Origin of the sequence: Streptomyces sp. NPDC050423 (assembly GCF_040655445.1) — a bacterium.
Taxonomy (GTDB): domain Bacteria; phylum Actinomycetota; class Actinomycetes; order Streptomycetales; family Streptomycetaceae; genus Streptomyces.
Window position 1 is genome coordinate 108,211 of the sequence record NZ_JBFAJY010000005.1, and the last position, 13,036, is coordinate 121,246.

13 protein-coding genes are annotated in these 13,036 nt (G+C 71.2%); 6 read left to right on the forward strand and 7 right to left on the reverse strand.

What is annotated here, in order from left to right; translation table 11 throughout:
- Positions 1-408: 408 nt before the first annotated feature.
- Both AB0I52_RS05965 and AB0I52_RS05970 read right to left on the reverse strand, forming a co-directional pair.
- On the reverse strand, positions 409-612 hold the full coding sequence (locus AB0I52_RS05965; RefSeq protein WP_363069327.1) for a hypothetical protein: 204 nt from the start codon (positions 610-612) through the stop codon (positions 409-411).
- The gene (locus tag AB0I52_RS05970; protein WP_363069512.1) at positions 609-803 is read right to left on the reverse strand and encodes a hypothetical protein; all 195 of its coding nucleotides are present in this window, start codon (positions 801-803) and stop codon (positions 609-611) included. The genes AB0I52_RS05965 and AB0I52_RS05970 overlap by 4 nt, the downstream gene beginning before the upstream one ends.
- A gap of 156 nt (positions 804-959) precedes the next feature.
- Here AB0I52_RS05970 and AB0I52_RS05975 point away from each other — a divergent pair, with 156 nt between their 5' ends.
- Both AB0I52_RS05975 and AB0I52_RS05980 read left to right on the forward strand, forming a co-directional pair.
- Entirely contained in the window at positions 960-1,799 is an 840-nt protein-coding gene (locus AB0I52_RS05975) for a helix-turn-helix transcriptional regulator (protein ID WP_363069329.1), read from the forward strand.
- Positions 1,796-2,011 (forward strand): DUF397 domain-containing protein, encoded by a 216-nt coding sequence (locus AB0I52_RS05980; protein WP_363069331.1) that lies wholly within the window; start codon positions 1,796-1,798, stop codon positions 2,009-2,011. The genes AB0I52_RS05975 and AB0I52_RS05980 overlap by 4 nt, the downstream gene beginning before the upstream one ends.
- A 66-nt stretch (positions 2,012-2,077) precedes the next feature.
- On the opposite strand, the gene AB0I52_RS05985 is transcribed toward AB0I52_RS05980, so the two are convergent.
- From AB0I52_RS05985 to AB0I52_RS06000, 4 genes are all read right to left on the reverse strand, one after another.
- A complete protein-coding gene (locus tag AB0I52_RS05985) occupies positions 2,078-3,511 on the reverse strand; it encodes a glycosyltransferase family 39 protein (RefSeq protein WP_363069333.1) in 1,434 nt (477 codons plus the stop codon).
- Positions 3,512-3,765: 254 nt separating this feature from the next.
- Complete coding sequence (locus AB0I52_RS05990) at positions 3,766-5,013, reverse strand: sensor histidine kinase (protein WP_363069335.1); 1,248 nt, start codon at positions 5,011-5,013, stop codon at positions 3,766-3,768.
- A gap of 11 nt (positions 5,014-5,024) precedes the next feature.
- The gene (locus AB0I52_RS05995; RefSeq protein WP_363069337.1) at positions 5,025-5,747 is read right to left on the reverse strand and encodes an ABC transporter permease; all 723 of its coding nucleotides are present in this window, start codon (positions 5,745-5,747) and stop codon (positions 5,025-5,027) included.
- A complete protein-coding gene (locus AB0I52_RS06000) occupies positions 5,747-6,667 on the reverse strand; it encodes an ABC transporter ATP-binding protein (protein ID WP_363069514.1) in 921 nt (306 codons plus the stop codon). Before AB0I52_RS06000 ends, AB0I52_RS05995 begins: the two co-directional genes overlap by 1 nt.
- A gap of 327 nt (positions 6,668-6,994) precedes the next feature.
- Here AB0I52_RS06000 and AB0I52_RS06005 point away from each other — a divergent pair, with 327 nt between their 5' ends.
- The 3 genes from AB0I52_RS06005 (at position 6,995) to AB0I52_RS06015 (ending at position 9,993) form a co-directional block, all read left to right on the forward strand.
- Complete coding sequence (locus tag AB0I52_RS06005; protein WP_363069339.1) at positions 6,995-7,867, forward strand: MaoC/PaaZ C-terminal domain-containing protein; 873 nt, start codon at positions 6,995-6,997, stop codon at positions 7,865-7,867.
- A 67-nt stretch (positions 7,868-7,934) separates the two neighbouring features.
- Complete coding sequence (locus tag AB0I52_RS06010; protein ID WP_363069341.1) at positions 7,935-9,011, forward strand: Zn-dependent alcohol dehydrogenase; 1,077 nt, start codon at positions 7,935-7,937, stop codon at positions 9,009-9,011.
- Positions 9,012-9,051: 40 nt separating this feature from the next.
- Entirely contained in the window at positions 9,052-9,993 is a 942-nt protein-coding gene (locus tag AB0I52_RS06015) for a 3-oxoacyl-ACP reductase (protein ID WP_363069343.1), read from the forward strand.
- Positions 9,994-10,399: 406 nt separating this feature from the next.
- Here the strand turns inward: AB0I52_RS06015 and AB0I52_RS06020 are convergent, their stop codons facing one another.
- Entirely contained in the window at positions 10,400-11,782 is a 1,383-nt protein-coding gene (locus tag AB0I52_RS06020; RefSeq protein WP_363069345.1) for a hypothetical protein, read from the reverse strand.
- 197 nt (positions 11,783-11,979) lie between these two features.
- Here AB0I52_RS06020 and AB0I52_RS06025 point away from each other — a divergent pair, with 197 nt between their 5' ends.
- Positions 11,980-13,023, forward strand: coding sequence for an iron-siderophore ABC transporter substrate-binding protein (locus tag AB0I52_RS06025; protein WP_363069347.1), 1,044 nt, complete (start codon positions 11,980-11,982; stop codon positions 13,021-13,023).
- The last annotated feature ends 13 nt before the right edge of the window (positions 13,024-13,036 follow it).

Sequence of the window (13,036 nt, forward strand, 5' to 3'; positions counted from 1 at the left end):
CACACGGACGGGGAGGGGGCTCGGGAGCGCCGTACCCGGCCACGGCACGGCGAGACCGGACGGGCCACCCGGCGAGCGTCACCAGCAGGCCGGCGGCCGGGTCGAGCACGGTGAGCACATCGGGGCCCCCGGCCTCCAGCCGCGCCATCGCGTGGTCCTGCTGGTCCGGGTCGTGTGCCCACGCCCGTAGCCCGTTCGGGACGGCGGGGCTCTGAAAGCCGATCGGCCGGACGTCCCGCGTGCCGGCAAGTTGTTGGGGCTCGGGAGCGCCGAGCCCGTCCGCGAGCCGATGCGCCTGCCGCCGCAGCCACCGGAGCGCGAGCCTGCGGTTCGGCAGGGTGGCCCTGCCGAGCGAGAGGGCCCTCCCGCCGGTCGTCGCGGTGATCTCCGCCGTGTAGGGGACGCCGTTCACGCGGCGCGTTCCCCGGTCGGGAGCCGGACCACCGCTTGCAGCGCTTCGGGTGCCGCTTCTGCGAGCGCCGCCGACTCGGCCGTATCCGCGAGGTGTTCGGCAATCGCACGGTCCAGCTCGGCGCGGAACAGCGCGCGGGTTTCGGGGTCCGACGCGATGCGGTCCAGCTCGGCGTCCAGGTCGTGTGCCGGGACGCTCACAGCACCTCACCCCGACTCCGCGCGTTGCACCGCGCGTTCTGGGCTCGCAGACGCTCTATCGAGTCCGCGGGACGTACGTGCTCGGGCTCGGCTTCCCACTCCTGACCGCCGCAAATCGGTCGCAGTGACCAGTACGGGCCGGCGAGCCCTCGGAACTCCCCGACCTTGTTCGCGTGGGCCGTGTCCACCATGAGTGTGCCGGGGGCGGGGACGTGGTGGGCGTGTTCGCTGGGGGAATCGTTTTCTGCGCACACGATCGTGCCTCTCCGTAGTCATTCCACTACCAAGGCGGCCCAGCGTGGCCTACAGTCGGGCTGGTCTTCAACGTTCAGAAAACGGAGGGAACGTTGGTAAACATCAAGGAGTTGAACCCGGGCAGCAGCCCCCAGGCGGCGTTCGGTGCGCGTCTGCGCAAGGCACGTGAGGGACGTGGTCTGAAGCAGGACGAACTTGGCACGCTGATCGGCTACTCGGGGCGGCACATCTCAGGGGTCGAAACTGACAACAAACCGCCGAGCCGCAAATTTTCGCGCAGCGTCGATGTTGCCCTCGGACTCGCCGGGACCGCAGAATCGTTCGAACGTGCATGGGGAGAACTGCGGAACGGCAGTCTCCTGGAGGGGTTCCCGGAATACGTGGGATACGAGGGGCGAGCAGCAGAGGTGAAGCTGTTTGAGTCGGGCGTGATACCCGGTCCAATGCAGACACGAGAGTACGCACAGGCCCTTGCTGACAGCGCTGTCGAGCGGGGAGTCATCACATGCGAGCAGGCGGATGAACGAGTCTCGTTCCTCATGGAGCGGCAGGCGGCGTTAGTTCGCCCGGTGCCACCCTTGGTGATCGCGGTGCTGGATGAGAGTTGCATCCGTCGGCCGATCGGTGGCCCGGCCGTCATGGACGCACAGTTGCAACGCCTGATCGACTTTGCCGCGCAGCCGAACACCATGCTCCAACTCGCACCCTTCGGCCTCGGCGAGCGACGGCCCTTCGATCGGTTGGTGAATCTGCTGACCCTCCAGGACCGATCCGTAGTCTCTTACGTCGAGTCGCAGACTCAGGGTCACCTAGACCGCGAACTCACTTCAGTGTTGCCGCTGGTGAGGGCCTACCATCAGCTACAGGCCGAATCGCTCTCCCAGACGGCATCTGTGGCCATGATCAACGAGGTACGAAAGGGCACCCCGTGACGACCGACTCTCCTCCCTCTCTCTGGCTCAAGTCCTCCTACAGCAACAACGGCGGTTCCTGCGTCGAGTGGGCTCCGAATCACGCGTCTGCTACCGGCACCGTCCCCGTCCGCGACTCCAAGGATCTGAGCGGCCCCACGCTGTCCTTCCCGGTCGCCTCGTTCACCTCCTTCGTGGCGGGCGTCAAGGCCGGAGACTTCGGCACCATCTGAGCAATCGATTCAGCGCAGCCCCACCGTGCCCCGCACGGTGGGGCTTTGCTGCGGCCACCCGGGCTGTCACCGGCCCTGTACCGGCCGAGCCCGGTACACCGTGACCCGGCGGCCGTGCTCGCTGACCTCGGAGCAGCGTACGAAGCGCTCCTTGAGGACACGCCATTTGGCCCGATCGCGATCCGTGCCGGTGGACGGCGCACCGTCGTCACTGACGACCAGAATGCGGCTCACGTTCGGCATGGCCTCCGCTATCTGGTCCGGGGTGCCCTCCACGCCGTTCATGGTGCCGGATTCCGGTGCGTCCCGGACCAGCGCCAGATCCCTGATCCCGGTGAACGCGGCGGGCGAGACAAGGGCGGTGTCTCGACGTGCCGCGGGGATGTACAGCACCGCGTCGCCCGCCTCGTGGACCGCGGCGACGTTCTCGGCCGTGGCGAGCACGTCGTCGATCCGGCTGGCCGGGCCGCGCAGTGACAGCTGGACGGGGATCAGCCCGAGGAAGGCGAGGGCCATGACCGCGACGATCAGCCGACGTGGTGGTGGGGCCAGACGCAACGTGAGTGCGCGGCACGCCGCGCCGATGAGCAGGGCGAGCCCGAGGTAGCTGAACAGGACGTAGCGGGTGAGGTAGACCGGGTGGGCCAGCGAGGCTGCCAGCAGCAGGAGTTGAGGCACGGCGAGCAGGGGTGCGGCCACCGCCGTGAGCTGGACCCGGGCGCGGCGGGGCGTGCGGAGGTCCTTGCCCGGCCGGGCGAGCCAGGCGCAGAGGCCGCCCGCGAGAAGGGTCAGCAGCAGGCCGAGCAGTGTGCTCAGGCGGACCGGAGGGATCCAGGCGACCTGCCCCGTCTGGGCCCTGCTCGCCAGGATGAGGGGGAGCGTGCCGATCACGGCGGCGGACGAGGCGGCTCCCCAGCGCAGTACGGTCGCGCGGGGCGGACGGGACAGGGCCAGCGTCACGGCGTGTGCGAACAGCAGCAGGAGCGAGAACCAGTTCAGCAGCGCGGCCAGCAGCACAGCCGTGCCGTACGCCGCCCAGCGGCCAGCGCCCGGCCTGTCGATCGCCTCGACCAGCAGCAGGCAGGCCAGTGCCACACAGGCTGTCACCAGGGCGTACGAACGCCCCTCCTGCGCGTACTGCTGGACCGCGGGGATCAAGGAGAAGGCCAGGCCCGCGGCCAGTCCCGTGCACGGGTCGGCCAGCCGGGCGCCCAGTAGGGTGATCACGGCGGCGGCGCCGGCCATGGCGAGGACGGAGGGCAGCCGCAGGGCGAGGAGGCTGTCCCCGAAGACGGCGAAGACGCCGTGCGCGAACAGGTAGTAGAGGCCGTGTACGACCTCGGCCGTGTCCAGCAGGTGCCAGATCTCGGGGATGCTCCTGTGGGCCACCTGCCACGTCGCCGCTTCGTCCCGCCACATGCTGTTCTCGCGGGTGATCCCCCACAGCCCGAGTAAGAGGCTGAGGGCCGCGGGACCGGCCGCGAGCGTTGTTCTAGGCATGGCGAAGCTCCGGCTCGGCGTGAAGGGGGAGGCGACCGGAACCCCTGACAGCCGTCGGAGGGCTCCGATTACCTGAAGCACGCTAGGCGGCGGCAGTGATCGGGGTCGTCACCTGCGCTGACGACCCCGGGTCCGTCGCAGGTGCTACACGAGGTGGGGCCCGGGTCCGTCGCAGGTGCGATGACGGGCCCGGCATCGGCCGTACGCCGTAGTCCTTGGCGCCTGGAGTCCGGTTCCGCCCCCGGCCCCAGGCTCTATGTGCCCGGGGCCGGAACCGGGGCGGGAGCAGGAGCCGGGCAGCCGTTCTCGTCGGCCTCGCCCGGCGCGTCCGCCGGGAGTTCCGCCGTCACCACGAAGCCGCCGCCCGGTCCCGGGCCCGCCTCCAGGGAGCCGCCCGCCGCCGCCAGGCGTTCGGTGAGGCCCTTCAGGCCCGTGCCGCCGATGCCCGGGGTGGACGGTGCCTCGGCGGACGGGCCGGAGCCGTCGTCGGTGACCGTCAGCCGGACCCGGTCCGAGGTGCCGTCGATCACGAACGTGCAGGCGGTGGCGGTGGAGTGGCGCAGGACGTTCGTGACGGCCTCCCGGGCCACCCAGCCGAGCAGCGCCTCCGTCTGCGGTGCGAGCGGCGGTCCTGAGCGGCGGACGGTCGGTTCGATGCCGGCGGAGGTCAGCGCGGACCTGGCCCGGTCGAGCTCGGTGGCGAGGCTCCCCTCGCGGTAGCCGGTGACCGCCTCCCGGATCTCGGTGAGCGCCTGCCGGCCGACCGACTCGATGTCGGTGACCTGCTGGAGCGCCTGGTCCATGTCGTGCGGCGCGAGCCTGCGCGCGGCCTCCGACTTGACGACGATCACAGAGATCGTGTGGCCCAGCAGATCGTGCAGATCGCGCGAGAAGCGCAGCCGCTCCCGCTCGACGGCGGCGCGGGCCAGTTCCTGCCGGGTGGAGCGCAGCTCCATCACCGTCTCCGACAGGGTGAGCAGCGCGGCCGTCACCGCACCGGAGATGAACGTGCCGTAGGCCAGCGTCCACGGCGTCGACGCGCTGTCCCGGTGCCACACCGAGACGAGGCAGGCGACCACGGCGAGCACGAGCAGACAGACCGCCAGCCAGTGTCTGCGCAGGACGGTCCCGCAGGCCAGCGAGAGCAGCGGGAAGAACAGCAGCCAGCTGCCGCCGTACCCGGCCGCGAGCCCCAGTGTGACGGCGGTCAGCGCGGCCAGCAGCACGTACGTCAGCCGGCTCTCGCGCGCCCTCTTGTCGAAGCCCCGGACCACCACCGAGATGTAGAGGGAGTTGAAGGCGAGCAGGCCGATGCCCCCGATCCAGGGATTGGGGGTCTCGCCCTGGAACAGATTGGAGAAGGCGCCCAGGCCCAGCAGCAGCCAGGGGAGCAGGACATAGGGTCCGGGAGGTCCGGGACGCCGGTGCTCCTTGCGCCACTGCCGTCGCTCCGCACGCCGCCTGCGCCGTACCTCGCGCGCTCCCGATCCGCTCCCGAACATGTTCACTCCCGTCACACGGTCCTCGCGGACCGACGGTACGAGACCACGGCGTACGTGCCGAACAGCAGGAGCCACGCGGCGAGTACGCCGATGGTCGTGGCGCCGGGCGCGTGGCCGTCGGTGGCCGCCCAGCCCAGTTCCGCGAACCGGTTGGCGGGGGTGAACCCGCCGATGGAGCGCAGCCGGCCCGGGAGCAGTTCCAGCGGGAACCACAGCCCGCCGACGATCGCGAAGCCCATCAGGCACGCGACGTTGACCACGCCGGTGCCCTGCGGGGTCAGCCGGTAGCCGTTGCCGATCCCGAGCAGGGTGAAGGGCAGGGCGCCGATCCAGAGGAGAAGGACGAGCGCGGCCCACTGCCAGGCGTCCAGCCGTACCCCGTTGAGCAGCCCGCCGGCCAGCAGCACGGTGAGGATCGTCGGGAGCACCGTCACCGAACCGCTGATCGCGCGGCCCACGACCGCCTGCGACGGGGAGAGCGGGGTGACCCGCAACTGCTGGAGCCAGCCCAGCGACTTGTCGGAGGAGACACCCGTACCGATCGACATCGCGGAGCCCAGCGCCCCGTACGCGGCCATGCCGACCATCGCGGTGGTCTTCCAGCCGTCGACGCCCTCGCCGCCGCCGATGTTGGTGAAGAGCAGATACATCATCACCGGCATCCCGGTGCCGAAGATCAGGAAGAAGCCGTCGCGCAGGGTCCGGCGGATTTCGAGCACGATGTACTGGAACATCAGGCGGTCTCCTTCCGGCCGGTCCGGTTCTCCGGAGCGGCGGCCGTAGAGGTGAGGGAGAGAAAGGCGGTCTCCAGCGTGGCGTGGGAGACCTGGAGGCCCCGGACCAGGCCGAGGCGGGCGAGCTCCACGACGGTGGCGTCCGAGTCGTCCGTGTGCAGCAGCGCCCGGTCCCCGGTCACCTCGACGGTGGCGACGCCGGGCAGCAGCTCAAGGCCCTCGGTGGGCCGGCCCGCCAGGTCGAAGGAGACCTGGTGGTGGCCGGCCGCGCCCTTGATGGATTCGCCGCTGCCGTCCGCGACGATCCGGCCCCGGTCGATGACGACGATCCGGTCGGCGTTCTCGTCGGCCTCCTCCAGGTAGTGGGTGGAGAAGATCACGGTGTTGCCGCGCCGGGCGTAGGCCCGCATCGATTCCCAGAAGCCGCGGCGTCCCTCCACGTCCAGGGCCGCGGTCGGCTCGTCCAGCACGATCAGTTCCGGATTCCCGGCCAGGGCGACGGCGAACCGGACCCGCTGGATCTGGCCGCCGGAGAGCTTGTCGATCCGCCGGTTCGCGTACTCCGCGACGCCCGCCAGGTCCAGCGCCTCGGTGATCGGCAGCGGGTGCGGGTAGGTGGAGGCGACGAAGGCGGTCAGCTCGCGGACGGTCACCCGCTGGATGGGCCGCCCGTCCTGGAGCATCGCGCCGACCAGACCGGCCCGGACCGCCTGTTCGGGGGAGCGGTCCAGGACCCGCACACTGCCGGAGTCCGGCTCGTTCAGGCCGAGCAGCAGGCTGATGGCGGTGGACTTCCCCGCGCCGTTGCGGCCGAGCAGCGCGACCGTCTCCCCCCGTTCGACGGTCAGCCCGATCCCGTCCACGGCCCGCACGCTCCGCCCGGCCCGGCCGAAGGTCTTCACCGCCCTGGTGAAGACCACCGCGGCCCCGTTCCCCGTTGTCTCTCTCATGTCCATGACGCTACGGAGTCGGGGCCGGGCCCCGGCAGAGGCGCATGTACGGACTCCGTGATGACAAATGTCATCGCGCCGGGGCGGACGGGAACCGGGCGGCCGATCGCGGTCCGAAGCGTGATCTGACACAACGTCAGGAGACTTCACAACTGCTGGGCGCTGCGTTATACATAGGGCCACCGGCTAGAACGCGTTCTAGAACGGACGCGGCTTCCGGTCCCGCACGACCTCGGTGCGGCCGACGGTGCGGACGGCCGCGCCGAGGTCTTCCCACCATCAAGGAGCAGCTCTCCCATGCCCATTGATGCCGCAGAGGCGGTTGCCGCCGAACCCCGCTCGACCTCGATCAGCTGGGACCACAAGGACATCCAGCTCTACCACCTGGGCCTCGGCGCGGGGACGGCCCCCGGCCGGCCCGACGACGCCACCGACCCGGACGAGCTCCGCTACACCCTGGAGTCCCGGCTCCACGTCCTGCCGAGCTTTTCCACCGTCGCGGGCGCCGGCCTCGCGATGGGCGGCGGCCTCGCGTCGCCCGGGGTCGACGTCGACCTCGCCGCCGTGCTGCACGGCGGTCAGTCCGTACGTCTGCACCGGCCGATTCCGGTGCGGGGCAGCGCCGTTCAGACCTCGAAGGTCGCCGCGGTGTACGACAAGGGCAAGGCGGCGGTCCTCGTGCTGCGTACCGAGGCCGCCGACGACGACGGCCCGCTGTGGACCAACGACGCCCAGATCTTCGTGCGCGGCGAGGGCGGTTTCGGCGGCGAGCGCGGCCCCTCGGAACGGCTCGCCCTGCCCGACCGCGCCCCCGACCGGGTGGTGGAGCGGCCGGTCCGGCCGGACCAGGCGTTGCTGTACCGGCTCTCCGGGGACTGGAACCCGCTGCACGCCGACCCGGAGTTCGCCAAGCTGGCCGGGTTCGACCGGCCGATCCTGCACGGGCTCTGCACGTACGGGATGACGCTCAAGGCGGTGGCCGACACCCTGCTGGACGGCGATGTGTCCCGCATCGCCTCCTACCGCACCCGGTTCGCCGGGATCGTCTTCCCCGGCGAGACCCTCCGCATCCGGATGTGGGCCGGTGACGGCCGGGTCCAGGTGGTGGTGACCGCCGTCGAACGCGACGACGCACCGGTCCTCGCCGACACGCTCGTCGAACACTCCTGAAGCACGCACGGCACGCACCGCACGCACCGCACCAACCGCACGTACCGACCCCGAGGGGAGCCGCACCATGCGCGCAGCCGTACTGCACGAGATAGGCCAGGACAAGCTCGAAGTCCTCGACGACGTCGAGGCGGTGGGCTTCGGCCCCGGCAAGGTCAGGCTCCGCATCCGGGCCACCGGGCTCTGCCACTCCGACGTCTCCGCGATGAGCGGGGTGCTGCCGCAGCCCGCCCCGTTCATCCCCGGCCACGAGGGCGCCGGTGAGGTCATCGACGTCGGCGACGGGGTGAGCGGCCTGAGCGCGGGGGACCGGGTGCTGGTCTGCTGGCTGCCCGCGTGCGGGGAGTGTCCCTCCTGCAAGCGCGGCCAGACCCAGCTCTGCCTGGCCGGCTTCATGAACGCGGGCACCCCCAACTTCAAGCGCCCCGGCGGGGACGTCTTCGGCTTCGCCGGCACCGGCACCTTCACCGAGGAGGTCGTCGTCGGCGCGGGCTGCGCGGTGCCGATCCCCGACGACGTGCCGTTCGAGATCGCCGCGCTGATCGGCTGCGGGGTCACCACCGGCCTCGGCGCGGCCATCAACACGGCGAAGGTGGAGGCCGGTTCGTCGGTCGCCGTGATCGGCTGCGGCGGCGTCGGCATCTCCACCATCCAGGGAGCCAGGGTGCAGGGCGCCGCCCAGATCGTCGCCGTGGACCCGGTGGCCTCCCGCCGCGAGGCCGCGCTGCGGTTCGGCGCGACCGAGGCCGTCTCGCCCGACGAGTTCGCCGACGCCAAGCAGCGGATCACCGCGGGCGAGGGCTTCGACTACGTCTTCGAGGTCGTCGGCAAGTCGGTCACGGCCCGCACGGCGTACGAGAACACCCGGCGCGGCGGCACCCTCTGCATCGTCGGCGCGGGCGCCATGGACGACAACTTCCAGGTCAACATGTTCGAGCTGTTCTTCGACGAGAAGCGCATCCTGCCCTCCATGTACGGGGGAGGGGACGTGCTCCGGTCGTACGAGCGGGCCATCGCGCTCTGGCGGGCCGGCCGCATCGACCTCGAATCGATGATCACCCACCGGGTGCGGCTCGACGGCATCAACGACGCCCTCGACCAGATGCGGACCGGCGAGTCGCTGCGTACCTGCATCGAACTCTGAACCACCGCCCCGCCCCCTCCCGAGAGGACCCCGAGATCCGATGTCACTACCCCTGGACGGACTGTCCGCGATCGTCACCGGCGCCGGCCGCGGCCTCGGGCGCGCCGAAGCGCTGGAACTGGCGCGGCTCGGCGCGGCCGTCGTCGTCAACGACTACGGGCAGCCGGGCCGCGACGGCTCGGGCGAGGCGTCCGCCGCTCCCGCCGAACAGGTCGCCGAGGAGATCCGGGCGGCCGGTGGCCGGGCGGTCGCGCACCTCGGCGACGTCTCCGACCACGAGCAGGCCCGCGCCCTGGTGGAACTGGCCGTCGAGACGTACGGGCAGCTCGACGTCCTGGTCAACAACGCGGGCATCCTGCGCGACCGGATGATCTTCTCGATGACCGAGGACGAGTGGGACTCGGTCATACGGGTGCACCTCAAGGGCCACTTCAACACCACGCACTTCGCCGCCGCGCACTGGCGGTCCCGGTCCAAGGCGTCCGGCGGTCCGGTCTACGGCCGGATCGTCAACACCTCGTCGGAAGCCTTCCTGGCCGGTTCGGCGGGCCAGCCCAACTACGCGGCGGCCAAGGGCGGCATCGTCGGGCTGACCACCTCCACCGCACTGGCCCTGGCCAAGTACGGCGTCACCGCCAACGCCATCTGCCCGCGCGCCCGGACCCGGATGACCGAGGACGTCTTCGCGGGCTTCGAGGAACCGCAGGACGGGCGGCTCGACGCGCTCGCACCCGAGCACGTCTCGCCGCTCGTCGGCTATCTGGCCTCCCCGGCGGCCGCCGGGGTCAACGGGCAGCTGCTCGTCGTGCACGGCGGGATGGTCGCGATCGTCGAACGCCCCAGGGTGGCGGTGAAGTTCGACGCGGCGAAGGAGACGTTCTCCTTCGACGAGCTGGACGAGCTGATCTCCCCGTACTACGCGGACCGCCCGCCGAACGAGACGTTCGCGGCGGCGGAGGTGCTCGGCCTGAAGCGGGGCTGACCACCCGCCGCGCACCGCACAGGGGAGGGCCCCCGCAGCCGGCCGGCCGCGGGGGCCCTCCCTCGCTCGTTTCCCTCGTTTGCTGTTCTGGGCGGTCAGGCCGCCCTGCTGCCCCCTTCGGGGGTGCGGCGGTGGCGGCCGAGCGGTTGTGCTGCCGAGTCGTCCGGCGCCACACCCCCTCGGTGTTTTCCGGCGCCGCCGGCTTCGGCCCGGTCCGCGTCCGCCCCCGGCGGATGCGTCTGGGTCGTGTCGGTTCGGGCTTCAGACATGTGGGAAGTCACCCCGTTGTGATCGCTTACGTGCTTGTCTCCGGGGCCATCACGCCACCGTCACCCGGGCAACGGTCACCGTCGGCGACCGCGGTGCCCGCATACGTGAGCCCCGGTCCAACTTTAGACCGGCGGGTCTAACGAGGAGCGGTACGCCCCACGAGAGGCGCCTGCCCCAAAGGAACCGGTCTGCACACAGAAGGAGGCGCCACGGCCCCGGACGGTTGCATACCGCTTTGCGGATATCCGGCCGGGGTCCGTCCCATGGCCGGCTCCTCGTCGGCCGGCGCCGCCAGGAACGCCACCGCGCAGGCCGTCTCCCCGTTCGCGTACGGAAGTCCGAGTACGCCCTCGCGCGACCAGACACCGCTGCCCGCCAGCCATCCCTCCGGCACCGGGAGCTGGTGCAGCCGGCGGCCCGCGGGACGCCACACCCCCAGCCAGCTGCCCGCCGCCGCGTCGATCCGCAGGGCGACCGCGCAGCTCTCCGGCATCAGCATCTGCCCCGGCTGCACGGCGAACGGACTCACCGCGGCATCCGGCAGCCGCAGGCACTCCGGGAAGCGCACCGGCAGACAGCTGCCCAGCACCCCCCAGCCGAGCCGGTCGTGCCCCGGCGCGTTTGAGCGGATCAGCAGGAGGCCGCTGTCCGGGTCGGCGAGCAGCAGCCGGTCGTCGCTGTCCGGCGCGATCTGGAGCAACGGGGTCATCTCGGCGCCCCGCCCCAGGTCCACCGCGACCGCCTTCACCGGACCGCCCTCCGCCGGCTCCCGGTCCAGCGCCAGCAGCCGGCCGGCCCGGTCCAGCCAGACCCCGCCGGAGCAGCGCCCCGGCAGCTCCGCGACCTGCTCGGGCCCGGACGGACCGCCCGCCACCAGCCAGAGCCCGGTGGAGTGCGCACCCGCCGCCAGGGCGTACGCGCTGACGCCGTCCGGCGAGGGCGGCAGCAGGGTCAGCTCCGCGCACTCGACCGCGCCCAGCGGCAGTTCACCGGTGCCGGGGCCGGTCGGGTAGAGCAGCGAGAGGGTGTGCCGGTCCGCGACCCGGCGCCGGATGAGCACCCGCCCGTCGGCGAGCGGCAGCACCTGCGAGTCGGCCTCCTCCGGCTGGTTGAGGGGGAGCGGCACGGCGTACGGCTCCGGCCCGTCCAGCGTCCAGCGCTCCGGGTACCAGGCCGTGTCGGCGGGAATGCCGGAGCCCGCCCCGCCGGTCTCGTGCGCCTCGCCGGGGGCGGCCGTGAGCCGCGCCGCGTACGCGCCGTTCGCCGTGATCGTGAACGCGGGCGGAGCTGTCGGCAGGACCGTTTCGGCAGGGACCCGCGCCGGGGCAGCCGACTCCGCCGGCACCGCCGACTCCGGCGGAACAGGGGGTTCCTGCGGATCCGCAGCGGCATCCTCTGCCGCGTCCGTCGCCGGATCCGGGGGCTCCGCGGCCCCGCCCGGGTCTTCGGACCCCGGCTCCACCGTCTCGCCGGCTTCGACCGCCACCGCGGTCCCGTCCTCGATGGCACAGGCAGTCATCGACTCGTCACCTCCGGCCACCGAAGCTAGTTTTCGCACTTCCTGCCGAACAACACGAGACCCGCCACTTCACGCAAATGGGTGGCGATGCCCGTATTCACCTGAGAGAGAGGGGGTGGTTGTGCTTCGCGATGAACGCGTGGCTAAGGTTAGGCACTCCTAAGTGTTACCTGTGTGATCCACAACTGGAGCAAGTGATGTCCCTTCGACGCCGCGGCACCGCCGCAGTCGGCCTGGCCGTAGTCGCCGCCCTGTCCCTCTCCGCCTGCGGAAGCGACGACGGCGCGTCGGGCGGCTCGGGCAAGTCCGAGGCCGGTGGCGAGAAGAAGGCCGCGGTCGCGACGGGCGGCAAGGACTTCGGCGACGCGGCGAAGAAGACGGCGGAGTACGGCACCGACGCCCCGGCGGGTCAGTTCCCCCGCACGCTCACCCACGCCATGGGCAAGACCGAGCTCAAGGCCGCCCCGAAGCGCGTCGTCGTGCTCGACGTCGGTGAGTTCGACAACGTCGTGTCCCTGGGCGTGAAGCCGGTCGGCTACGCCCCCTCCGAGGGCGACGCGGCCATTCCCTCGTACCTGAAGAAGGACGCCGGCGACCCGAAAAACGTCGGCACGATCAACAACCTCAACCTTGAGGCGATCGCGGGCCTGAAGCCCGACCTGATCCTCGGCAGCCAGCTGCGCGCGGCCGACAAGTACGACGAGCTGTCCAAGATCGCGCCGACCGTGTTCTCCATCCGTCCGGGCTTCACCTGGAAGGAGAACTACCTCCTCAACGCCGCGGCGCTGGACAAGACCGCCAAGGCCAAGTCGGAGCTGGGCACCTACGAGGCGAACGCGAAGAAGCTGGGCGCGGACATCGGCCCGAAGAAGCCGACCATCTCCATGGTCCGCTACCTGCCGGACAAGATCCGCCTCTACGCCAAGGCCTCCTTCATCGGCACGATCCTCGACGACGCCGGCCTGCCGCGGCCCAAGAACCAGCAGATCAACGAGCTGGCCGCGGAGATCAGCCCGGAGAAGATCGACGACGCGGACGCCGACTGGATCTTCACCGGCGTGTACGGCGACGTGAAGGCCACCAAGCGCGACACCGCCCAGTCCAACCCGCTGTGGAAGAACCTCACGGCGGTGAAGGAGGGACGGGCCAAGAACGTCTCCGACGAGACCTGGTACCTCGGCCTCGGCGTCACGGCCGCGAACCTGGTCCTCGACGACCTCCGCGCCGACCTGGTGAAGTAACGATTCATGACTC